A 20,621-nucleotide genomic window follows, 5' to 3' on the forward strand; every position below is an offset into this window, starting at 1 on the left:
TCCTCACGGGAAGTTAACGAATTCGTGATAACTCGCCCCGAGGAAAAGCCGCACAATGCGCTCACTGCGCCTAAGGATTGAGCTTGATGGAACCGATCAGACGCATCCTCGTGGTCGAGGATGACCAACACATCGCCGACCTGATCTGCCTGCACCTGCGCGATGAGCATTACGACGTCGTGCACAGCGCCGATGGCGACGAAGGCATGCGCCTGTTGCAACAGGGGCAATGGGATGCGCTGATCCTCGACCTGATGTTGCCGGGAGTCGACGGCCTGGAAATCTGTCGCCGCGCCCGGGCGATGGCGCGCTATACACCGATCATCATCACCAGTGCGCGCTCCAGCGAACTGCACCGTATTCTGGGTCTGGAGCTGGGCGCCGACGACTACCTGGCCAAACCGTTTTCGATGCTGGAACTGGTGGCCCGGGTCAAAGCCCTGCTGCGCCGGGTCGATGCCATGGCACGCAACCTGAAAATGGACGCCGGCAGCCTGAGCCTCGATGGGCTGAACATTGACCCGATCACCCGCGACGTCGCCCTCAATGGCGCCCGCCTGGACCTCACCCCGAGAGAATTCGACCTGCTGTATTTCTTCGCCCGGCAGCCGGGCAAAGTGTTCTCGCGCATGGACCTGCTCAATGCGGTGTGGGGCTACAGCCATGAAGGTTACGAGCACACGGTGAACACCCACATCAATCGTCTGCGAGCGAAAATCGAAAGCGATCCGGCGCAACCGACCCGCATCCTCACCGTGTGGGGCCGTGGCTATAAATTCGGCACGGAACAACCATGAAACTGACCCTGTCGCAGCGCCTGTCGCTGGTGTTCGCCGTGTTGCTGCTGGTGTGCTGCGGCACCTCGGCATGGCTGCAGGTGCGCTCCAGCAAGATGCATGAACTGGAAGTGGTGCAAGGTCTGTCGCGGGATCTGGCGCAGCACATCGCTCATGACACGGTGCTGATGGACAGCAATGGCCTGATGCCCGGTGCCGTGCGCGAGTTGTTCAGCAAGCTGATGCTGGTCAACCCGAGCGTCGAGGTGTATCTGCTCGACACCGAAGGGCGGATTGCCGGCAATGCGGCGCCTGAAGGTCGATTGCGCCGAGAGAACGTCGACCTTGCACCGATTCAACGACTGCTCGCCGATCAGCCGCTGCCAATCCTCGGCGATGACCCGCGCAGCATCGACGGCCGCAAGGTATTCAGCGCCGCGCCATTGAAGGTCAATGGCAAACCGGCCGGCTATCTGTACGTGGTGCTGCTCAGTGAGGAGCACGACCGTTACGCCGAACGTGGTGCCACCAGCGCCGCGCTCAACACGGCATTGCTGTCGATCGGGCTGGTCGCGCTGCTGTGCCTGATCGCCGGTCTCACAGCGTTCAATCTGATCACCCGGCCCTTACGCCGGCTGACCGACACCGTCAGCCATTTCGACATCGACGGCGCACCGCAACCGCTGCCCGCCCCGTCCCCCGCTGTGGATAAAAGTGCTGACCCGGATGAAATCGCCGTGCTCGGCGCCGCCTTCCGGCAGATGCAAAACCGCCTCGGTGAACAATGGCGCTCGCTGACCCGCCAGGATCAGGAACGCCGCGAGCTGGTGGCGAACATCTCCCATGACCTGCGCACGCCGCTGGCTTCGCTGCACGGTTATCTGGAAACCCTGTCGCTCAAGGACGCCACGCTCACCGCTGAAGAACGCCGGCGCTATCTGGGTATCGCCCTGGATCAAAGCCGCAAGGTCGGTGGGTTGGCGCAATCGTTGCTGGAGCTGGTGCGCCTGGAACACGGTTTTGTGCAGCCGGTGCTGGAGCGTTTCTCTCTGATCGATCTGCTACAGGACATCTTCCAGAAATTCGAACTGGCCGCCGAAGCACGCCACGTCGAACTCAAGGCCAGCTTCGTGCCGAACCTGCCGCCGGTCTGCGCCGACCTCGGGCTGATCGAGCGGGTGCTGACCAACCTGGTGGATAACGCCTTGCGCCATACGCCTCAGGGCGGCGAGATCGAGCTGGATTTGAAGCCGCATGGTGCATTGGTTGAAGTGACGGTCAGCGACACCGGCCCCGGCATCGCCCCCGAGTTGCGCGAAGGCCTGTTCCTGCGGCCGTTCAATATCGGCGGGGCGCGGCGCGACGGTGGCCTGGGACTGCGCATCGTGCACCGCATCCTGCAATTGCACGGGCGCGAGATTCAGTTGCTGGATGTTCCGGGGCGCGGCGCGACTTTTCGCTTCTCGCTGCCGACCAATCCGCAAACCGCCGAACAGTGGATGATGCGCTCGATGAATTCGAACGCGCAGGGCAAATAATCGGCACCGTCGGCCTGTTGCTCCGTGACAACACCGCCGCGCTCCCCTAAATTAACCGGCCTGAAAAAGACCTCGCGCTTTCTCATCTCAACTCAAGTTAAAAAAGTAGTGAAATTTCAATGTCCGATTTCAACACCGCTGAATCCGTAGTCACCGAATCGTCCAAAGCGGAATACGAAAACTCCATCAATCTTTCACAACACCTTCCACAAGCCAAAATCATCAGCGAGATGGTGCTGGACGCCTTCCAGTCGACCCGCGAAAGCGACCAGATCCGCGAGCTGCGCGCGGCGATCCGTCAAGCTCACGACCGCTTCGATGACGACAAGGCCTACGAGCTGATGGGTGAACTCAAGGCGCTGAAAGACGCCGAAGCTGCCGACATTGCCGCGCTGGAAGACCTCAGCAGCAAGTTCTCGATCGGCCGCATCCTGTCCAGTTTCAAGGACGATCCGGCGTTCCAGGAAATCGTCTACGGCCTGGCCCTCAAAGTGCTGAACCAGACCCATCAGGCGATCAGCAACCCGAGCGGCGGCAAGAGCAAGGCAGCCAAGAAGAAAGAAGTCGAAATCTTCACCATCAGCAAAGACGGCAGCAGCGTGACCCTGCCAATGCGTACACCACGCTCGCGTCTGAACGTTGACCGTGCAGCGCTGGAGTTCCTCGGTTTCACCTTCGTCGGTGAAGGCGAAGAAGCGGAGCTGGAAGGCGAAACCTTCCTCGACAATGCCGGCACCGAACACGCGATCAACCGCAAGAACATCATCACCGCCCTGCAACAGCAGACCGCGTTCGATGGCTACAGCATCGCCGCGCAGTAAGCCCGACGCAGACAAAAAAGCCCCGCACTGAGATTCAGGCGGGGCTTTTTGTTGTCCGGCTTTCGAGGGTTATGCACCCGAATGCAATGCGACGATCATGTCGACCTCAATCGCCGCATTCTTCGGCAACTGATACACACCGACCGTAGTGCGCGTGTGCCGACCGGCATCGCCAAGCACATGACTGAATACATCTGACGCACCGTTGGCCACTTCGCTCAGGTCAACGAAGTCCGGCGTCGACTTCACATAAACGGTGACCCGCAACAACGCCTTGATCTTGTCCAGCGAACCCACCGCATCGACAATCAGCGCCAGGCAGCGCATCGCACTGATGCTCGCGGCGGCCTGCGCATCCTTGAGCGTCAACTCCAGCCCTACCCGACCGGGATACAGAATCCTGCCATTGACCCGTGGCACCATGCCGCTGATGTACAGCTCATCATGATGACGGATCAGCGGCGCGTAATTGCCGCCGGCGGTGTTCTCGCCATAAATGTCGTAGTTCAGCTCTTGGGCCAGGGCAATAAAACGCTCGTCGCAGGTCATCCTCTCAGTCATTTCGCCCAGCCTTTTGATCGATGCATGAAGTATCGCGGAGTAGAACAGTTGAGCGCCGAGGGAATAGCATGGCGCTATCACTGAAGGTTGGATCCAAATCTAGGAGGTTTGCGGCAATATCGCAACCTGTCGCCCTGAACGACAAGCCCCGCGACTCTTTAGAATCGCGGGGCTTAAGGATGTATATCAACGAACAATCTAAACAGCGCCTAACCGCTCAACCATATCAGGGAATTTCTCCACCAAGCGGATCAGCAGTGCCGCCTGAGCATTGGGCTTTGACTTTTCCTGTTCCCAATTTCTCAATGTGCTCGGGCTGGTCCTGATTCGCTTTGCAAATACCGCTTGTGACATGTGCAATTTTTCACGCAGTGCAACGATCTCTTTAGCACCAACCTCGGGAACCGGCTTGTCCTCGACGACCGTATTGCGCAACGTAATTTTACCTTCGCGATGGGCGGCCATCTCTTCAACGCCCTGCATCAATTCCGCAAACAGGTCGCGCTTTTTCATGGGGTACCTCGTTTTTTCAACTCTATTTCAATGGCTTTTTTGAGCGCCTTCTCTTGCTCGGCGGACAGATTCTCAAGCTCATCTTTGTCATAAATCGCAAACATTCAAAACTGACGATCATTCATAAGCCAATAGTAAATAACCCGCAAGCCGCCTTGTCGGCCTTTGCCACGTCGGGTATCAGACCAGCGTAATTTTCGGAAGCCACCCGTTCGCGGCATTACGTCGCCCGCCACTGAATTGCACTGCAGATAGCTCTGCAACTCCCGATACTCATCGTCCGTCAGATAACGACCAACGCTCGCAGTAAATATTGTGGTTTCAAAAAATACGGTTCGCATTGGCAAAATATAGGCAAATTGCCTATAGCCAGACTATCAACAAATTCGAATTTTGATAAACATCCGATCAACAAAAAACCCCGCACATCTCTCAATGTGCGGGGTTTTTCGTCAAGCCTTTGAGCCTTACGGCGCGTACGTCAGCAGCAGCTCTGCCGGCACCTTGAAGTCCAGGGACATCATGACGCTCAACGCAGTGATGGTGAAGATCGAGAACACGAACAGCTTGCGTGCCCAGACCGTGTCATCCACCGCCTTGTAGCCGGTCCAGGCCATGTACAACCAGTACATGCCCATGGCCGCAGCAACGGCGAGGTAGCTCATGCCGGCGTAACCGCTGAAGGTCAGCATCAAGGTCGCCACGAGGAACGCCAGGATGTAGAGCAGGATGTGCTTCTTGGCCACTTCGATTCCGCGCTTGACTGGCAACACCGGAATCGATGCGGCCAGGTAGTCGTTGAAGCGGAAGATCGCGATGGCGTAGGAATGCGGCATCTGCCACAGGCTGAACATCACCAGCAGGGTCAGCGCGGCCATGTCGAAGCTGTTGGTTACGGCAACGTAACCGATCACTGGCGGCATGGCGCCCGACAGACTGCCCACCAGCGTGCCGTGAACCGACTTGCGCTTGAGGTACAGGCTGTAGAAGCCGACGTAGATGATGAAGCCGATTACCGCGAACAGGGCGGCCAACGGGTTGGCCACCTTGTACAACAAGGCAACGCCGAGAACACCAAGGATGGTCGCGTAGACCAGGGCCAGTTTCAGGGAGATCAAGCCCTGCACCAGCACCCGGTTCTTGGTGCGTTCCATCTTCAGGTCGATGTCGCGGTCGATGCAATTGTTGAACACGCAACCGGAGGCCACGACCAGGGATGTGCCGATCATGGCGGCCAGGAACACCGCCAGATCTACATGCCCTTTCGAGGCCAGGAAGAACCCGCCTGCCACAGAAAGCACGTTACCGAAAATGATCCCCGGTTTGGTGATTTGGATAAAGTGCTTGAGCGACATCGGGTCTACCTCACTTCGCCATCATGTACGTGTGGATGCTGAACATGATCCACAGCGACAGGCCAACCAGCAGCAGGATCACAATGGCCGTAAAGACAAACGCGATCACGTTGTTACGCTGCGCCACGGAGCGGTCCAGGTGCAGGAAGTAGTACAGGTGAACGATCACCTGAATTACCGCGAACAGCAGGACGATTGCCAGCGTGGTCGACTTAGGCAAGGTCGGGAACATCACCAGGCCGAACGGGATGACGGTCAGGATCACCGACAGGATGAAGCCAATGGCGTACGACTTTACGCTGCCGTGGCCAGCATCATGGCTGTCATGGGAGTGTGCATTAGCCATTACAGAGTCCCCATCAGGTAAACAACGGTGAATACGCAGATCCACACCACGTCCAGGAAGTGCCAGAACAGGCTCAGGCAGCTCAGACGGGTCTTGTTGGTCGCCGTCAGGCCGTGCTTGTTGACCTGGTACATCATGATGCCCATCCAGATCAGACCTGCGGATACGTGCAGACCGTGGGTACCGACCAGGGTGAAGAACGCCGACAGGAAGCCCGAACGGCTAGGACCGAAGCCCTCGGAGATCAGCAGGTGGAACTCGTTGATCTCCATGGCGATGAAGCCTGCGCCGAGCAGGAAGGTCATGAACAACCAGCCCAGGACCTGCTGCTTTTTACCTTTGTACAACGCCAGCATGGCGAAGCCGTAGGTGATCGAACTGAACAACAGCAGAGCGGTTTCGCCCAGCACGTATGGCAGTTCGAAGATGTCGTGGCCCGACGGGCCACCGGCGACGTTGTTTACCAGTACTGCGTACACCGCGAAGATCGACGCAAACAGAATGCAGTCGGTCATCAGGTAGAGCCAGAAACCGTATACGGTCATCTCGCCCGAGTCGTGGTGATGGTCATCGTGCCCATGGTCACCATGGGCGTGTCCAACATTGGTCACTAAGTTCGACATGGTTTAAGCCTGTTCCAACGAGGTTACACGGGTGGCATCAGCCGGGATTTTCCCTGCTGCGACCAGACGCTTGTGCTGCTCGGCTTCGATGCGCTCGATCGTTTCAACCGGAACCATATAGCCCTGGTCGTCACGTGCGGCGTGGATCACGAAGTAGATGACAGTGCCGGCCAGGCTGGCGATCGCCAACCACCAGATGTGCCAGATCATCGCGAAACCGAAGACGGTCAGCAGTGCGCCCATTACCACACCGGTAGCGGTGTTGTTCGGCATGTGGATCGGCTCGTACTTGGCCGGAGTCTGGTACGCGGTACCGTTTTCCTTGGCTTCGGTGAACGGGTCGATGCAGTCAGCCTTAGGCAGCACAGCGAAGTTGTAGAACGGAGGTGGCGACGAGGTCGACCATTCCAGAGTGTGTGCATTCCACGGGTCACCGTGATCGCAAACGTTCTCTGGCTTCTTGCGGTCACGCACACTGACGTACAGCTGGATCAGTTGGCAGGCGATACCGGCAGCGATCATTACCGCACCGAACATGGCAACGTACAGGTACGGTACCCACTCAGGGTTGGTGGTGGCGTTCAGACGACGGGTCATGCCCATGAAGCCCAGTGCATAGAGCGGCATGAACGCAACGAAGAAGCCCGAGATCCAGAACCAGAACGCTGCTTTACCCCAGCCTTCGTGCAGCTTGAAGCCGAACGCTTTCGGGAAGTAGAAGCCGAAACCTGCGATGTAGCCGAATACCGCGCCGCCGATGATCACGTTGTGGAAGTGCGCAATCACGAACAGGCTGTTGTGCAGAACGAAGTCAGCACCCGGAATGGCCAGCAGTACGCCGGTCATGCCGCCGATGGCGAAGGTCACCATGAAGCCCAGGGTCCACAGAACCTGGCTGGTGAAGCGCAGACGGCCCTGGTAGATGGTGAACAGCCAGTTGAATAGCTTCACACCCGTCGGGATGGAAATCAGCATCGTCGCCAGACCGAAGAAGGCGTTGACGCTGGCACCCGACCCCATGGTGAAGAAGTGGTGCAGCCAAACCATGAAGCCCAGTACCGAGATCGCGCCCGAAGCGTAGATCATCGAGTGGTGGCCGAACAGTTTCTTGCCGGTGAATGCCGAGATCACTTCCGAGAAGATGCCGAATGCCGGCAGGATCAGGATGTAAACCTCAGGGTGGCCCCACGCCCAGAACAGGTTGACGTACATCATTGGATTGCCACCAAGTTCATTGGTGAAAATGTGGAAATCCATGTAACGGTCAAGGGTCAGCAGTGCCAGGGTAGCGGTCAGGATCGGGAACGAAGCCACGATCAGAACGTTTGCCCAGGTGCAGGTCCAGGTGAAGATCGGCATGTCCATCAGTTTCATGCCAGGGGTACGCATTTTCAGCACGGTCGCGAGGAAGTTAACCCCCGTCAGCGTCGTACCTAACCCGGATAGCTGTAGCGCCCAGATGTAGTAGTCCATGCCCACGCCAGGGCTGTATTGCAGACCCGACAGCGGTGGATACGCAACCCAACCGGTCTTGGCGAATTCGCCGACGCCCAGGGACAGGTTGATCAGCACTACGCCGGACACCAGCAGCCAGAAGCTCAGGGAGTTCAGGAACGGGAACGCAACGTCACGCGCGCCGATCTGCAGCGGCACTGCAAGGTTCATCAGGCCGGTGAAGAATGGCATCGCCATGAAGATGATCATGATCACACCGTGAGCGGTGAAGATCTGGTCATAGTGTTCAGGTGGCAGGTAGCCAGGCGAACCCTCGGTGGCCATGGCCAACTGGGTACGCATCATGATGGCGTCGGCAAAACCGCGCAGCAGCATGACCATGGCGACGATGATGTACATCACGCCGATTTTCTTGTGGTCGACCGAGGTCAACCACTCGGTCCACAAGTAAGTCCACTTCTTGAAGTAGGTGATTGCAGCGAACAACGCCAGACCACCGAGCGCGATCATGGAGATGGTAATCATCACAATCGGTTCGTGGAACGGGATCGCTTCCCAACTTAATTTACCAAACATCGTTTACTCCTCTGCACCGGCAGCTGAATGCGAACTCGAGTCCACTTCCGTGGCCGCCACTTCTTTCTCTTTCTTCTCGTGCTTCAGCGGCTTGCCCGGCTTCATACCTTCGTACTTGTCGACGATGATCTGGAACTGGTTCGGCGTGACCGAGGAGTAGAGCTCGACTGGGTTGTTCTGGCTCGGCTTGGCAAGGGCTGCGTATTCAGCTTGATCAAGCTGTTTAGGTGACTTCTTGACTTCACTTACCCAGGCGTCGAAATCTTCCTGAGAAGTTGCGATCGCTTTGAATTTCATACCGGTGAAACCGGCACCGCTGTAGTTGGCTGAGATACCGTCCATTTCAGCGTTGCGGTCAGCGATCAGGTGCAGTTTGGTCTGCATGCCCGCCATCGCGTAGATCTGGCCGCCCAGGCCCGGGATGAAGAACGAGTTCATCACGGCGTCGGAGGTGATCTTGAAGTTGATTGGCGTGTGCGCCGGGAACACGATCTTGTTGACCGTGGCAATGCCTTGTTCCGGGTAGATGAACAGCCACTTCCAGTCCAGCGCGACCACTTCGATGGTCACTGGCTTGACGTCAGACTCGATCGGACGATACGGATCCAGCTTGTGGGTCGAAATGTAGGTGATGTAACCCAGGGCAATGATGATCAGGACCGGGATGGTCCAGACTGCCACTTCGATTTTGGTCGAGTGCGACCATTTCGGGGTGTAGACGGCATCCTTGTTGGACGCGCGGTACTTCCAGGCGAACAGGAAGGTCATGACGATAACCGGCACAACGACCAACAGCATCAGCAGCGTGGCGGTGATGATCAGGTTGCGCTGTTCCAGGCCGACCTGGCCCGTTGGATTGAGCAGGGTCATGTTGCAGCCTCCCAGCAACAACGTGCCGAGCAGCGGCACTAGGCCTAGTAATCTGGGGTACCTGTTTTTACTCATCTCACGACCTCTAAAGCAGCTTGCGCAATGCAGTTGGGTTTTGATCGCCAACACTTCACCCTGCCAAGGGTTGGCATTTTCTTTGGATTGAATAAGGGCCGCCCGTCGCGCGTCAGACGCTCGACAAAACCTGGGACGGCGGTCAGTTCTTATTCGAATTCGTGGTCAAAGGCCTTGTTACAGACCAATTCCATTTGGTGCGGAAAGTTGGAAGGCACCGACACCTGGGTGTCTTGAAAGCCTTTCGACTCACTCGACACCCGACTTCCTGCTCGCCTCCTTAATAAAGGCTGAACAGTGCCGGGAATTCAGTGCGGGCGATTGTAGATAGGTAGCGCCCTATACACCATGTCTTATCCCGAAATAATTTTTATCGCTCAGAGCAACAATCCATCACCGTTTTTGCAAAAGTTCCGCATGGTATCGAAATCAATTCTCAACAAAAACACCAAAAAATGTAGGTCTATCCACCTCAGTTCAGACAGCTCTGACAGCTTTTTGCCAACGCCGAATCGGCGCAAAGCCCGATATTCCAAGGCCTCTGGCCATCTGCCAGAGCTTGTTAAAACTGTCTGATCTGGCACACGTGTGCAAAACCAGAAAAATGCCGAAACAGACCAATCCTTTTTTGTAACAACGCAGCGATCCGTGTCGCCGAAATGCCCTGCGACAGGGCGCGTGTGACAACATGTCGCACACCTGTCGCACTCTCCATTGCCGTTCGTCACGGTGATTTCACAAACGCTCTGAAATGCAAAACGCCCCGATCGGCTGATCCGCAAATCGGGGCGTTTTCTGTATCGGCCAATCAGCCGAAGAGTTGATTCAGCGCAGTGCTTTTCGGTTACGCGAGGTCAGCAGAGGCACCAGGATCACCACCAGCACGAAGGCCACCAGTGCCCATTGCGCCAGCGAGAGACCGAGGATCGGCGGGTACGGTGTCGAGCAGAAACCGTCGACCTGGAAGCCCAGCGGGAAGATTTTCGCCAGCGGCAGGCCATCGACAATCGGCTGCAACACGTCGATGCCGCAGCTCACCGCCGGATAGAACTGGGTGTACACGTGGTGGCCGGCAACACCGGCGCCGGCGATCGCGCAGATCACCACCAGCACCTCGAACACGGTGATGCTGCGTCGGGTGCGCATGGCCGCGCCTATAAAGGCGAACAGTGCGATCAGCAGCAATGCATAACGCTGCAGGATGCACAGCGGGCATGGCGCCTCGCCCAGTACGATTTGCATATAAAGCGCGCCACCGATCAGCGCCAGACAGATGATCCCCAACAGCACCAGAAAGCGCCGCTCACGGCCCAACCGAATTGTTTCCTCGCTCATCGCGTTTCCCTTTTATGTCCATGGTTCAGCCGGCCGACGGCTGAAAGTTGTCGCAAGTCTACACCGGGGGAATAAACGATAAAGCGGTTAAGGATTCATTAATCCTTGGATTATGTTTCACAAATTCAGACCGCATAACGGCCTTCGCGAGCAAGCCCGCTTGTATGGTAGGACTTGAAGGGAGGAGGAGGGACAAGGCTCGATTCTGACTGTTAGCGCAGTACAGACCGTGGGAGATTTCACCCCTCCTCCTTTCACCCAAGCGCCGATAAAGAATGCATCTGGCCTAGACCGACGATAGGAACAAGCCTGCGCCTCTGGGTGAACCCTTCAAGCGTTCAAACCTTAGCCCGGAGGATTTCTCATGGCAATGCCCGTCGTTACCACTCAGTCGATTATCGGGGTTGATGTCGCCAAGGACGAACTGGTGATTTATCACGCCGAATCAGATCAGCTCGAGACAATCTCCAATACCAAAGCGGCGATCAAGAAATGGCTCAAAACCGCTGCCAAGCCAGTGGCAATCGCCATCGAAGCCACCAATATCTATCACCAGGAATTTGCTGATCTGGCGTATGCCGATGGTTGCGTGATCTATATGGTTGGCGGTTATGAGCTCAGCCATTACCGCAAAGGTGTGAACGTTCGCGCCAAAACTGATGCGCTGGATGCCCGATTACTGGCCCGTTATCTGACAAACGAAGGGGACCACTTACGCCCTTGGACACCGCCGTCGCCCTTGTATTGCCGGCTCATCAGTCTTTTCCGGCGTCGTGCGGCTCTGGTCCAGGCTCGTGTCAGCCTCAAGCAGAGCTGGGAGAATGAGCCATTGCTCAAAACCGCTTTCAAAAATCAGATAAACGCCATGCAAAGACTGGAAATCCTGCTGGAGAAAACGATCCTGGCGCAGATAGACGAAGCCGGTTTAGGCGCTCAGCTCAAGCGTTGCATGAAGGTAGAAGGCATCGGTACGTTGACCGGCGCCCGCTTGCTCGCATCCTTTCAGCGTGGGGACTTCAGGAATGCCGACGCTTTCATCGCCTTTCTAGGCCTGGATCTGCGCATATCGGACTCAGGCAAAAAGAAAGGCCGTCGCTGCCTGACCAAACGAGGCGACTCAGAGGCACGTCGATTGCTGCACAACGCTGCAATGGCGGCGAGCCGGACCTCGGCGTGGAAAGGGTTTTATGAGGCTTTAAGAGAGCGCGGATTGAGCACTACCCAAGCACTGGTCGCACTAGCCCGCAAGCTTGCCCGGGTGGTATTTGCTCTGTTGAAAAACCAGAGCGAATACTCACCTAAAGCCGTTTAGGGGCTAGGCATGAACCATAGAATCTCCCACATTTGACCGAGCTGAACACAAACTCTGTGGTCAACATCAGTCCACTGTGGGAGCGGGCTTGCTCGCGAAGGGGGCAACTCGGTTTCAGATCATTCCAAAGCAGCAGCCGGCCCAAAGAACTCGTAACGGCTTTGCTGCTCCGGCACACCCAGCGCTTTCAGATGACGTTTGATCGCGCCCATGAAGCCTTTCGGCCCAAGGAAGTAGGCGTCGACATCACGCTGCTCCGGCAGCCATTCGCCGAGCAGTTCCTGACTCAACATGCCGACGTTGTCCGCCGCCGGACTCACGCCATCGTCTTCGGCGTAGCAGTAGAAACGCTTGAGCTGCGGGTGACGTGCCGCCAAGCCATCGATCCAGTCACGGAACGCATGGACGCTGCCGTTGCGCGCGCAGTGGATAAAGTGCACCGGACGCTCGGTTTCCAGCGCCGCCTCAAGCATCGCCAGCGTCGGGGTGATGCCGACGCCACCGCTGATCAGCACCAGCGGCTTGTCGCTCGCGGTCAAGGTGAACTCGCCCGATGGCGGGAACAACTGAATGCTCGCGCCGACGTGCAGTTGATCGTGCAAGTGATTGGACGCACGGCCACCCGGTTCACGCTTGACGCTGATGCGGTACTGACCTTTGTTGGCCAGCGCCGACAGCGAATAGTTGCGGCGGACTTCTTCGCCGTCGAGGATCAGCTTCATGCCGATGTACTGACCCGGCTCGGCCGCCAGGATCGGGCCTTTGTCCGCAGGTTCGAAGTAGAAGGAGATGATTTCAGCGCTCTCCTCGACCTTGGCCGCAACGATGAATTCACGCGCGCCGCGCCAGCCACCGACTGCGTGTTCCTTCTGGTCATAGATAGCCGTTTCGGCGCCGATCAGGATGTCCGCCAGTTGCCCGTAAGCTGCGCCCCAGGCGCTCATCACTTCGGGAGTGGCGATCTCTTCGCCGAGTACTTCGGAGATGGCACGCAGCAGGCACGTACCGACAATCGGGTAGTGCTCCGGGAGGATCTGCAGGGCCACGTGCTTGTTGATGATCTTCGCCACCAGATCACCCAACTGGTCGAGCTGATCGATATGGCGGGCGTACATCAATACCCCGTTGGCGAGGGCGCGCGGCTGGTCGCCGCTGGCTTGATGCGCCTGGTTGAACAACGGGCGCACTTCAGGGTATTCAGAGAGCATCATGCGGTAGAAGTGCGTGATCAGCGCCTCACCGCCGCTTTCCAGCAGGGGTACGGTGGATTTGACGATGGCACGATCCTGGACGCTAAGCATAAGAGTGACTCCTGAGCTTTGTTAAAAAAGTTACTTTAGGCTAATCACCTTTCGTGCCAACTTTTTAATATATATAAATCAATAGCTTAAGAATTACGTAGTCATATCGACTCAAAGGGCTTTATAGTCATCGCGACTACATCTTGTCTCTTTGACTACAAGACCATGACTGCCAAATCCCTGCTGACTGCTTTGCTGCCTTTAGTCTCCGACCTGTCTCGCGAATTGCCCGAGGGCGAGCGCTATCGGCGTTTGCTTGAGGCCATGCGCGCACTGCTGCCGTGCGATGCCGCCGCGTTGTTGCGCCTCGACGGTGAATCGCTGGTGCCGCTGGCGGTGGATGGCTTGAGCACTGACACCCTCGGTCGTCGCTTTAAAGTCAGCGAGCACCCGCGTTTCGATATTTTACTGGCCGGTGCCGGGCCAACGCGTTTCGCCGCCGACAGCGACTTGCCCGATCCTTATGACGGTTTGGTCGATGGGCTCGACGAACATCTGGAAGTCCACGACTGCCTCGGCTGTCCTCTGTTTGTCGATGAAAAGCTCTGGGGCTTGATCACCCTCGACGCGCTTGATCCCGAGCGCTTCGAACCGATCGAACTCGATGCCCTGCAAGCCTTCGCCAGCCTTGCGTCAGCCACGGTCAACGCCGCCGAACGCATCGAGCGCCTGGCCATGCGTGCCGAAGACGAGCACCAGCGCGCCGAGGTCTACCGTCAGGCCAGCGGCCAGCAGAACCGCGAAATGATCGGCCAGAGCAAAGCGCTGAAACAGCTGGTGGAAGAAATCAATCTGGTCGGCGGCAGCGATCTGACGGTGCTGATCACCGGTGAAACCGGGGTCGGCAAAGAGCTGGTGGCGCAAGCAATCCACGCCGCGTCACTGCGCGCCGACAAACCGATCATCAGCCTTAACTGCGCCGCCCTCCCCGATACCCTGGTCGAAAGCGAATTGTTCGGCCACGTGCGCGGCGCCTTCACCGGCGCCACCAGCGACCGTCGCGGCAAGTTTGAGCTGGCCAATGGTGGCAGCCTGTTTCTCGATGAAGTCGGTGAGTTGTCGCTGACCGTGCAGGCCAAGTTGCTGCGCGTGTTGCAGAGCGGCCAGTTGCAGCGGCTGGGCTCGGACAAGGAGCATCAGGTCGATGTGCGCCTGATCGCTGCGACCAACCGCGACCTCGCGGAAGAAGTGCGCAGCGGGCGCTATCGTGCCGACTTCTATCATCGCTTGAGCGTGTACCCGCTAAAGGTGCCGGCGCTGCGCGATCGCGGGCGTGACGTGTTGTTGCTCAGTGGTTTTTTTCTCGAGCAGAACCGCTCGCGCATGGGCCTCAACAGCCTGCGTCTGAACAGCGACGCCCAGGAAGCCCTGCTCGCCTACACTTGGCCGGGCAACGTGCGCGAACTGGAACACTTGATCGGCCGCAGTGCGCTGAAGGCATTGGGCAACTGCAAAGTGCGGCCGAAAATCCTCAGCCTGAGCGCGGCGGATCTGGATTTGCCCCGTGAGGTTGTGGATAACTCGAGCGCCCCGACTGCCGAAGTTGTAGCGACGGCACCGTTGATCGGCGGCGATTTGCGCAGTGCCACTGAGGAGTATCAGCGCCGCTTGATCAGTGCTGCGCTGGAACGCAATCAGGATAACTGGGCGAGCGCGGCGCGGGAACTGGGGCTGGATAGAGCCAACCTCGGCCGCATGGCCAAGCGGTTGGGTATGAAGGGCTAGAAGCACACCCTCACCCTAGCCCTCTCCCACTGGGAGAGGGGACTGATTGGGGGATATTGGAGATGTCCGCCGACGTGAACCTGCTTTACCGAATCCATAATCGACTCGGTCGTTCAGGTCGATGTAAAACGCCAGACACCTCGGTCGGCCCCCTCTCCCTCCGGGAGTGAGGGCTGGGGTGAGGGGCTCTGGATCTGACCGCAGACTCTGAATCCAAACCCCACCCGACAACTGACCTAAAGCCCCACCCGTTAACGCCGATAACCCGGCATCAATAGTTTCTGGCGATTTCCACCCTCGCCCACCACCTTTTTCCACAGAAGGTTCATATGTCTTCCACCAAAGCCCGCGCAGATTCACTTTCGCTTCTGCTGTTTACCTTGCGCAGCGGCAAGCTGATGGCGATCAACCTGCTGAAAGTCAGTGAAATCATCCCCTGCCCGCCGCTGACCAAGCTGCCGGAGTCGCACCCACACGTCAAAGGCATCGCCACATTGCGCGGCGCCTCCTTGTCTGTCATCGACCTCAGCCGCGCCATCGGTGAACGTCCGCTGGAAGACCCGAACGGCGGCTGCCTGATCGTTACCGACGTCAGCCGTTCCAAGCAGGGTCTGCACGTCCAGGCGGTAAGCAAAATCGTCCATTGCCTGACCACCGACATCAAACCGCCGCCGTTCGGTTCCGGCGGCTCGCGCGCCTACATCACTGGCGTGACCTCCGTCGACGGCACGCTGGTGCAAGTGCTCGACATCGAAAAAGTCATCCACAGCATCGCCCCGGCACAGATCGAAATGGCCCCGACCGACCTGACCATGGAAGACGCTGACGTCCTCGGCAACGCGCGGATTCTGGTGGTCGACGACAGCCAGGTGGCGCTGCAGCAATCGGTACACACCCTGCGCAACCTCGGCCTGCAATGCCACACAGCGCGCAGTGCCAAGGAAGCCATCGATTGCCTGCTCGATCTGCAAGGCACCGCACAACAGATCAACCTGATCGTCTCCGACATCGAAATGTCCGAGATGGACGGCTACGCCTTCACCCGCACCCTGCGCGAGACGCCGGATTTCTCCCACCTCTACGTATTGCTGCACACCTCGCTCGACAGCGCGATGAACAGCGAGAAGGCACGTCTGGCCGGAGCGAACGCGGTGCTGACCAAGTTTTCTTCGCCAGAGTTGACCCAGCGCCTGATCGAAGCGGCAAAGCACGTCGCCGCGCAAGGGCACTGAGTCTTGGTCGAGGCGTATTGTTTTTTGATGCGGCGCGACCTCAACAAGGACGTGCCGCTCGCTCCTTTGCCGCAAGGTATCGAACTGTCTGTCTACCGCGCCGAACTGGCGCCAGCGGTGCATCGACTGATGCAAATCGGTTTCCGTGAAGGTGGCGGTCGGGTGCCGGCACTGGAAGACTGGCAGCAGCGGTTTGAAAACGATCCCGAATACGATCCGACGTTGTGTTTCATCGCCTGCGATGCCGAGGGCGTGGTCGGCGTGGCGCAATGCTGGACCAGCTCCTATATCAAGAATCTGGTGGTGCATCCGCGCGCTCAGGGTATGGGATTGGGCCGCGCGCTGCTGCTGAATGCATTCAAGGTGTTTAAGCAACGGCGTGAAGGTTTTGTCGATTTGAAGGTACTGGAAGACAACCGGCGGGCGCAGCGGTTGTATGAAAGTGCCGGGATGTATGTGGTGCGCCGGGAGTTGGTACCGGAACTGTAAGATCAAAAGATCGCAGCCTTCGGCAGCGCCTACAGAGGATCACAGGTAGGAGCTGCCGAAGGCTGCGATCTTTTGACTTTAAACCAGGCAACCAAAAACCCTTGGCAGACTCCAACCTTGGCCACCCACGACCAAGGATGCCCAACATGAAAGCCCTCACCGCAAGCCTGCTCTGCCTCACCGCCCTCGCCTCTCAGGCTCACGCCTCCAGCCCCGACGCCTGGGCCGCTTATGACAAAAGCGTACTCGCCAGTTGCACCAAAGCCAGTGGCCTGAAAAACGCCAGACCGGTCGGCACCCCCGCACAATTCGATGACCGCGTCGGCTACACCGCCGTGTTGCTGCAAGGCCAATACCCGCAAAAACACATGAAAGGCCAACAGGGCACCGAGCTGTGCCTGTACAACAAACAGTCCAAAACCGCCTTCGTCACCGAGTGGGACTCGATCCGGCCGACCGGCAAAACCCAGTGACTGGCGCGCAACTTGCTTCGATCCGGGCCTGTGCGGTGGTTTTCCGCCACCGTCTCACACCCTGATTGAAGACAGATCGCTCAATGAATACGACGTTTTCCTGCGTAGGCTGCGGCAAATGCTGCACCGATCATCATGTCCCGCTGACCTTGGCCGAAGCCCGTATGTGGGCGGCGGATGGCGGCCAGGTGATCGTGCTGGTCGAGGCCTTTCTCGGCAATGGCCTGGGCTTACCGGCGCAACAGCGTGAACATGCCGAACGCCGTTCGGTGGTGGTGCGCAGCGGCGCGACCGCTGCGCACGTGGCAATCACCTTCGCCGCCTACAACGTCGGTCCCTGCCGGAATCTTGACGAAGACAAGCTGTGCCGGATCTATGAACGGCGACCGTTGGTGTGCCGCATTTATCCGGCAGAAATCAATCCGCATATCCCGCTCAACCCTGCTGCCAAGGATTGCCCGCCAGAGTCTTGGGAACAGGGGCCGGTGTTGATTGCCGGTGGTGAGTTGGTGGATCAGGAACTGGTTGAGTTGATTCAACGCTCACGGCAAGCGGATCGGGATGACATCGGCATCAAGGACGCGATTTGCGCGATGCTCGGGATTCGCACCACGGCGCTCAAGGGTGACGGGTTTACTGCGTACTTGCCGAATATGAGCGCTTTTGCTTCGGTGATTGATCAGGTCACCGCGCAACCGCTGACAACTGTGCCGAGTGAGTGGGTGTTTCATTTGTCCGGGGATGATGTTGCCGGGGAAGTGTTGGCGGCCGGGGCGCAGGTGGTGACTGAACCGGCGCAGACGTATGCGTTTATCTCGCTGCGGGCGGCTTGATCCAAACTCTCGAGGTGGCTGAAGGCCCTTTTGCGAGCAGGCAGCATCAATCTCGAGTGGCGGCCACCGCCAGACACTCAAGCTCGACTTTCGCTCCCGGCACTATCAATTGCTTGCCAGCGAACGTCGTACGCGCAGGTAACCGGTCGCTCGGGAAATACCGGCGATATTCCGCATTCATCCCGGCGAAATCCTTGACGTCGGTAAGGATCACGGTGCACTTGGCGACATGGGATAGGGACGATCCACTGCGGTCCAGCGCGCCGCGCAGATTTTCCAGCACCTGAACCATCTGCGGACCAATCCCGCCTTTTACCAACTCTCCTTTGACATCAAGCCCGAGCACACCGGACAAATAGATCGTCTCGCCGACCCTGACCGAATCGGAAAACGGCAACCTTTCATCATTGGCTTGATAGCGCAAAGAGTCATCAACGGCCGGCGGCAGATAGCGTTCGGTGATCGCCTGATACTGGCCGTTCTGCTTCAAACGCTCGAGGGCCGTATTGAGCTCATCACGCAGTTTGCTGTCGGTTTTGCGCAGCGCCATGGCCACGCCCGTGCCCAGCATCGGGTCCTCGAGCGCCGGCCCCGCAAAACCGAAGGCTTCACCCTGAGGCAGGCTCAGCAAGGCGTGAGTGATTTCGATGGAATCCTGCAAAGTCGCATCGATCTCACCGCTCTGCAGGCTGGCAATCAGTTGGTCATTGAACTGAAAGCTACGAATCGTCACCCCCGATTCCGCCCACCGCGCCTTGGCGAATGCTTCGCGACTGGTGCCAGCCAATACGCCAACCCGCTTACCTTTGAGGGACTGAACATCAGGTTGCAGGTTTGCCCCCTTGCGCGCCACCAATTGGCCGCTCAACGGATAAAGATTGTCGGTGAAATCGATGCGTTCCCGCCGCGCCGGGGTGGCCGTCATCGGCATGATCACGTCGAAACGCTTGGCCTCAAGCGCCTCGACATTGGTCGCGTATTCCTGATCGACCCAGACACAACGCTTTTGCAATTCGGTGCACAGTGCGTTGCCCAGCTCGATGTTCAGACCGACCAGTTCACCTTTATCGTCGCGACTTTCAAAGGGAGGAACCAGTGGTTCAACGCCAAACCGCAGCGTCGGCTCGACCGCCGACGACACGCAACCGGTGGTCAGAGCTAATAGCGACAACGTGGACAGGATTTTTGCCAGAGACATGGAAGCGACCTTCATCAAAGCGTTCACGGGACATGAATCTTTGACTAAAGGCCACTTGGATTCCCAGAGGATGAATCAGCTATCTCTGTGGGAATAATCTTCATCTTGCTGCGACTACTTCAAAACAGATCAGCGCTTGCCCATCGAACGACGGGTGCCCGGCGGCGCCATGCCTGGGGTCTTGGTGTGACCGTTCTTGGCGCCGTTCTTGTACCACGGCTGGTTTGAGCCTTTGGCAGAGGCCAGCTCGCCCGGCTTGAACGGAAACTTGAACGCCGGGATATCGGCTTTGGTATCGCTGGTGTCGGCCAGTTCAGCCGGGATATCGCTCACAGCGTCGTCAACCGGCGGCAGGGTCGGGGAAGTCATAAAAGCTCCGGAAAGCAAAAAGTCGGGCCCGATCAGTGAGCCGCGATGGCGCGCAGTATACCTGTGCGCCATCGCTCGGCACCTGAAGATTTGCAGCGCACGCCGAACGGTTTACAGGTAACTGATGATAACGATGCCTTTGTCGGTCGAGGTCTTCAGCGCTTCATAACGTACGGAAATCGGCAGCGCCTGATGACTGCAAGCGTTGCGCTCAGTGTCGACATCGACTTTCACGCCGGGCTTGATTTCGATCTGGCGAGACTCACGAGACGCAAACGCCCCGACCGGTCCGACCTGACAGCCCGAATCAACGATTTGCCCGGTAAAGCGGATCTCGCCGGATTGACTGGCAGGCGCTGCAAACGTAGTGAGTGGAAGCAAGAGAAGCACATACGGCAGAGCGGTTTTCAGCTTCATATCAAGACACTCCCGAAGTGGACGGCCCAGAGAGATTTGGGCCGTGCGCGGCCTGAGCCATACAAGCTGTATCCGCTCATAGAGGCGGATCTTTAAGAGATTAGTTGTAGTGTTTGGGCGAGGTACGCCGACGTGCGATACCGTGTTGAACTCAGGCTTTGAACAGCACACAAATCGGCCCCCTCTCCCTCGGGAGAGGGCTGGGGTGAGGGGAAAATCCACCACAAATCCAAAGCCGACCACGCCCCGCTCTTCACCACTCAATAGGCCGAGTGCAGCTCGCCTGCTCTTGATCTTGATCTACGGGCGACGTCGGAAGGCTGAGTGGAGGGATTGATCCGGGCGTGGGAGCGCAGCGACCGTTTGGCGCAGCCAAACACAGCGAGAGGAGGTGCAGCGAAGCAAACCGGAGGCGCTGCGCCCGGATC

The 20,621-nt window shown here is 58.0% G+C and carries 21 protein-coding genes and 1 pseudogene; 9 read left to right on the forward strand and 13 right to left on the reverse strand.

Annotated features, from left to right (window positions below; genetic code table 11):
- Positions 1-86: 86 nt before the first annotated feature.
- The 3 genes from QMK55_RS07925 to QMK55_RS07935 all read left to right on the forward strand — a co-directional run bounded on the left by QMK55_RS07925 (position 87) and on the right by QMK55_RS07935 (position 3,135).
- On the forward strand, positions 87-797 hold the full coding sequence (locus QMK55_RS07925; protein ID WP_102357923.1) for a response regulator transcription factor: 711 nt from the start codon (positions 87-89) through the stop codon (positions 795-797).
- Positions 794-2,314: a HAMP domain-containing sensor histidine kinase gene (locus QMK55_RS07930; RefSeq protein ID WP_320329005.1), complete on the forward strand. Its 1,521-nt coding sequence runs from the start codon at positions 794-796 to the stop codon at positions 2,312-2,314. Before QMK55_RS07925 ends, QMK55_RS07930 begins: the two co-directional genes overlap by 4 nt.
- A 119-nt stretch (positions 2,315-2,433) precedes the next feature.
- Complete coding sequence (locus QMK55_RS07935) at positions 2,434-3,135, forward strand: hypothetical protein (RefSeq protein ID WP_320329006.1); 702 nt, start codon at positions 2,434-2,436, stop codon at positions 3,133-3,135.
- 69 nt (positions 3,136-3,204) lie between these two features.
- Here the strand turns inward: QMK55_RS07935 and QMK55_RS07940 are convergent, their stop codons facing one another.
- From QMK55_RS07940 to QMK55_RS07980, 9 genes and pseudogenes are all read right to left on the reverse strand, one after another.
- Positions 3,205-3,696: a RidA family protein gene (locus tag QMK55_RS07940; protein ID WP_102357928.1), complete on the reverse strand. Its 492-nt coding sequence runs from the start codon at positions 3,694-3,696 to the stop codon at positions 3,205-3,207.
- A gap of 198 nt (positions 3,697-3,894) precedes the next feature.
- On the reverse strand, positions 3,895-4,209 hold the full coding sequence (locus QMK55_RS07945; protein WP_025109259.1) for a helix-turn-helix domain-containing protein: 315 nt from the start codon (positions 4,207-4,209) through the stop codon (positions 3,895-3,897).
- Positions 4,206-4,550: pseudogene (locus QMK55_RS07950) on the reverse strand (toxin). Before QMK55_RS07950 ends, QMK55_RS07945 begins: the two are co-directional and overlap by 4 nt.
- A gap of 126 nt (positions 4,551-4,676) precedes the next feature.
- Positions 4,677-5,564, reverse strand: a complete 888-nt coding sequence (cyoE, locus tag QMK55_RS07955) for a heme o synthase (RefSeq protein ID WP_003227980.1) — start codon at positions 5,562-5,564, stop codon at positions 4,677-4,679.
- A gap of 10 nt (positions 5,565-5,574) precedes the next feature.
- Complete coding sequence (gene cyoD / locus QMK55_RS07960) at positions 5,575-5,910, reverse strand: cytochrome o ubiquinol oxidase subunit IV (RefSeq protein WP_025109261.1); 336 nt, start codon at positions 5,908-5,910, stop codon at positions 5,575-5,577.
- Positions 5,910-6,533 (reverse strand): cytochrome o ubiquinol oxidase subunit III, encoded by a 624-nt coding sequence (gene cyoC / locus QMK55_RS07965; RefSeq protein ID WP_003227982.1) that lies wholly within the window; start codon positions 6,531-6,533, stop codon positions 5,910-5,912. The genes cyoD and cyoC overlap by 1 nt, the downstream gene beginning before the upstream one ends.
- Positions 6,534-6,536: 3 nt before the next feature.
- Positions 6,537-8,564 (reverse strand): cytochrome o ubiquinol oxidase subunit I, encoded by a 2,028-nt coding sequence (cyoB, locus tag QMK55_RS07970; RefSeq protein ID WP_025109262.1) that lies wholly within the window; start codon positions 8,562-8,564, stop codon positions 6,537-6,539.
- Between the two features lie 3 nt (positions 8,565-8,567).
- Positions 8,568-9,509 (reverse strand): ubiquinol oxidase subunit II, encoded by a 942-nt coding sequence (cyoA, locus tag QMK55_RS07975; protein WP_025109263.1) that lies wholly within the window; start codon positions 9,507-9,509, stop codon positions 8,568-8,570.
- A gap of 825 nt (positions 9,510-10,334) precedes the next feature.
- A complete protein-coding gene (locus tag QMK55_RS07980; RefSeq protein WP_102357931.1) occupies positions 10,335-10,844 on the reverse strand; it encodes a disulfide bond formation protein B in 510 nt (169 codons plus the stop codon).
- Positions 10,845-11,208: 364 nt separating this feature from the next.
- Here QMK55_RS07980 and QMK55_RS07985 point away from each other — a divergent pair, with 364 nt between their 5' ends.
- Positions 11,209-12,156, forward strand: a complete 948-nt coding sequence (locus tag QMK55_RS07985; protein ID WP_102359176.1) for an IS110 family transposase — start codon at positions 11,209-11,211, stop codon at positions 12,154-12,156.
- A 119-nt stretch (positions 12,157-12,275) separates the two neighbouring features.
- Here QMK55_RS07985 and hmpA read toward each other — a convergent pair whose 3' ends face one another.
- Positions 12,276-13,457, reverse strand: a complete 1,182-nt coding sequence (gene hmpA / locus QMK55_RS07990; RefSeq protein WP_102357933.1) for an NO-inducible flavohemoprotein — start codon at positions 13,455-13,457, stop codon at positions 12,276-12,278.
- Positions 13,458-13,622: 165 nt separating this feature from the next.
- On the opposite strand from hmpA, the gene norR reads away from it, so the two are divergent.
- The 5 genes from norR (at position 13,623) to QMK55_RS08015 (ending at position 18,209) form a co-directional block, all read left to right on the forward strand.
- Positions 13,623-15,182, forward strand: coding sequence for a nitric oxide reductase transcriptional regulator NorR (gene norR / locus QMK55_RS07995; RefSeq protein WP_320329007.1), 1,560 nt, complete (start codon positions 13,623-13,625; stop codon positions 15,180-15,182).
- A gap of 329 nt (positions 15,183-15,511) precedes the next feature.
- Positions 15,512-16,414, forward strand: a complete 903-nt coding sequence (locus tag QMK55_RS08000; RefSeq protein WP_102356610.1) for a chemotaxis protein CheV — start codon at positions 15,512-15,514, stop codon at positions 16,412-16,414.
- A gap of 27 nt (positions 16,415-16,441) precedes the next feature.
- Positions 16,442-16,903, forward strand: a complete 462-nt coding sequence (locus QMK55_RS08005) for a GNAT family N-acetyltransferase (RefSeq protein WP_102356609.1) — start codon at positions 16,442-16,444, stop codon at positions 16,901-16,903.
- A 146-nt stretch (positions 16,904-17,049) separates the two neighbouring features.
- A complete protein-coding gene (locus QMK55_RS08010) occupies positions 17,050-17,376 on the forward strand; it encodes a hypothetical protein (protein ID WP_320329008.1) in 327 nt (108 codons plus the stop codon).
- A gap of 83 nt (positions 17,377-17,459) precedes the next feature.
- Complete coding sequence (locus QMK55_RS08015) at positions 17,460-18,209, forward strand: YkgJ family cysteine cluster protein (protein WP_102356607.1); 750 nt, start codon at positions 17,460-17,462, stop codon at positions 18,207-18,209.
- 46 nt (positions 18,210-18,255) lie between these two features.
- Here QMK55_RS08015 and QMK55_RS08020 read toward each other — a convergent pair whose 3' ends face one another.
- The 3 genes from QMK55_RS08020 to QMK55_RS08030 all read right to left on the reverse strand — a co-directional run bounded on the left by QMK55_RS08020 (position 18,256) and on the right by QMK55_RS08030 (position 20,193).
- Entirely contained in the window at positions 18,256-19,407 is a 1,152-nt protein-coding gene (locus QMK55_RS08020; protein WP_320329009.1) for a transporter substrate-binding domain-containing protein, read from the reverse strand.
- A gap of 129 nt (positions 19,408-19,536) precedes the next feature.
- A complete protein-coding gene (locus QMK55_RS08025) occupies positions 19,537-19,776 on the reverse strand; it encodes a hypothetical protein (RefSeq protein ID WP_102356606.1) in 240 nt (79 codons plus the stop codon).
- A gap of 111 nt (positions 19,777-19,887) precedes the next feature.
- Positions 19,888-20,193: a hypothetical protein gene (locus QMK55_RS08030; protein ID WP_102356605.1), complete on the reverse strand. Its 306-nt coding sequence runs from the start codon at positions 20,191-20,193 to the stop codon at positions 19,888-19,890.
- Positions 20,194-20,621: the final 428 nt, after the last annotated feature.

The sequence above is a fragment of the Pseudomonas sp. P8_229 genome (assembly GCF_034008635.1).
Classification (GTDB): Bacteria; Pseudomonadota; Gammaproteobacteria; order Pseudomonadales; family Pseudomonadaceae; genus Aquipseudomonas.

Bases quoted from the DNA above. Each gene is read 5' to 3' on its own strand.
- QMK55_RS07925 (WP_102357923.1), top strand. From the start codon at position 87: ATGGAACCGATCAGACGCATCCTCGTGGTCGAGGATGACCAACACATC.
- QMK55_RS07930 (WP_320329005.1), top strand. From the start codon at position 794: ATGAAACTGACCCTGTCGCAGCGCCTGTCGCTGGTGTTCGCCGTGTTG.
- QMK55_RS07935 (WP_320329006.1), top strand. From the start codon at position 2,434: ATGTCCGATTTCAACACCGCTGAATCCGTAGTCACCGAATCGTCCAAA.
- QMK55_RS07940 (WP_102357928.1), bottom strand. From the start codon at position 3,696: ATGACTGAGAGGATGACCTGCGACGAGCGTTTTATTGCCCTGGCCCAA.
- QMK55_RS07945 (WP_025109259.1), bottom strand. From the start codon at position 4,209: ATGAAAAAGCGCGACCTGTTTGCGGAATTGATGCAGGGCGTTGAAGAG.
- cyoE (WP_003227980.1), bottom strand. From the start codon at position 5,564: ATGTCGCTCAAGCACTTTATCCAAATCACCAAACCGGGGATCATTTTC.
- cyoD (WP_025109261.1), bottom strand. From the start codon at position 5,910: ATGGCTAATGCACACTCCCATGACAGCCATGATGCTGGCCACGGCAGC.
- cyoC (WP_003227982.1), bottom strand. From the start codon at position 6,533: ATGTCGAACTTAGTGACCAATGTTGGACACGCCCATGGTGACCATGGG.
- cyoB (WP_025109262.1), bottom strand. From the start codon at position 8,564: ATGTTTGGTAAATTAAGTTGGGAAGCGATCCCGTTCCACGAACCGATT.
- cyoA (WP_025109263.1), bottom strand. From the start codon at position 9,509: ATGAGTAAAAACAGGTACCCCAGATTACTAGGCCTAGTGCCGCTGCTC.
- QMK55_RS07980 (WP_102357931.1), bottom strand. From the start codon at position 10,844: ATGAGCGAGGAAACAATTCGGTTGGGCCGTGAGCGGCGCTTTCTGGTG.
- QMK55_RS07985 (WP_102359176.1), top strand. From the start codon at position 11,209: ATGGCAATGCCCGTCGTTACCACTCAGTCGATTATCGGGGTTGATGTC.
- hmpA (WP_102357933.1), bottom strand. From the start codon at position 13,457: ATGCTTAGCGTCCAGGATCGTGCCATCGTCAAATCCACCGTACCCCTG.
- norR (WP_320329007.1), top strand. From the start codon at position 13,623: ATGACTGCCAAATCCCTGCTGACTGCTTTGCTGCCTTTAGTCTCCGAC.
- QMK55_RS08000 (WP_102356610.1), top strand. From the start codon at position 15,512: ATGTCTTCCACCAAAGCCCGCGCAGATTCACTTTCGCTTCTGCTGTTT.
- QMK55_RS08005 (WP_102356609.1), top strand. From the start codon at position 16,442: ATGCGGCGCGACCTCAACAAGGACGTGCCGCTCGCTCCTTTGCCGCAA.
- QMK55_RS08010 (WP_320329008.1), top strand. From the start codon at position 17,050: ATGAAAGCCCTCACCGCAAGCCTGCTCTGCCTCACCGCCCTCGCCTCT.
- QMK55_RS08015 (WP_102356607.1), top strand. From the start codon at position 17,460: ATGAATACGACGTTTTCCTGCGTAGGCTGCGGCAAATGCTGCACCGAT.
- QMK55_RS08020 (WP_320329009.1), bottom strand. From the start codon at position 19,407: ATGTCTCTGGCAAAAATCCTGTCCACGTTGTCGCTATTAGCTCTGACC.
- QMK55_RS08025 (WP_102356606.1), bottom strand. From the start codon at position 19,776: ATGACTTCCCCGACCCTGCCGCCGGTTGACGACGCTGTGAGCGATATC.
- QMK55_RS08030 (WP_102356605.1), bottom strand. From the start codon at position 20,193: ATGAAGCTGAAAACCGCTCTGCCGTATGTGCTTCTCTTGCTTCCACTC.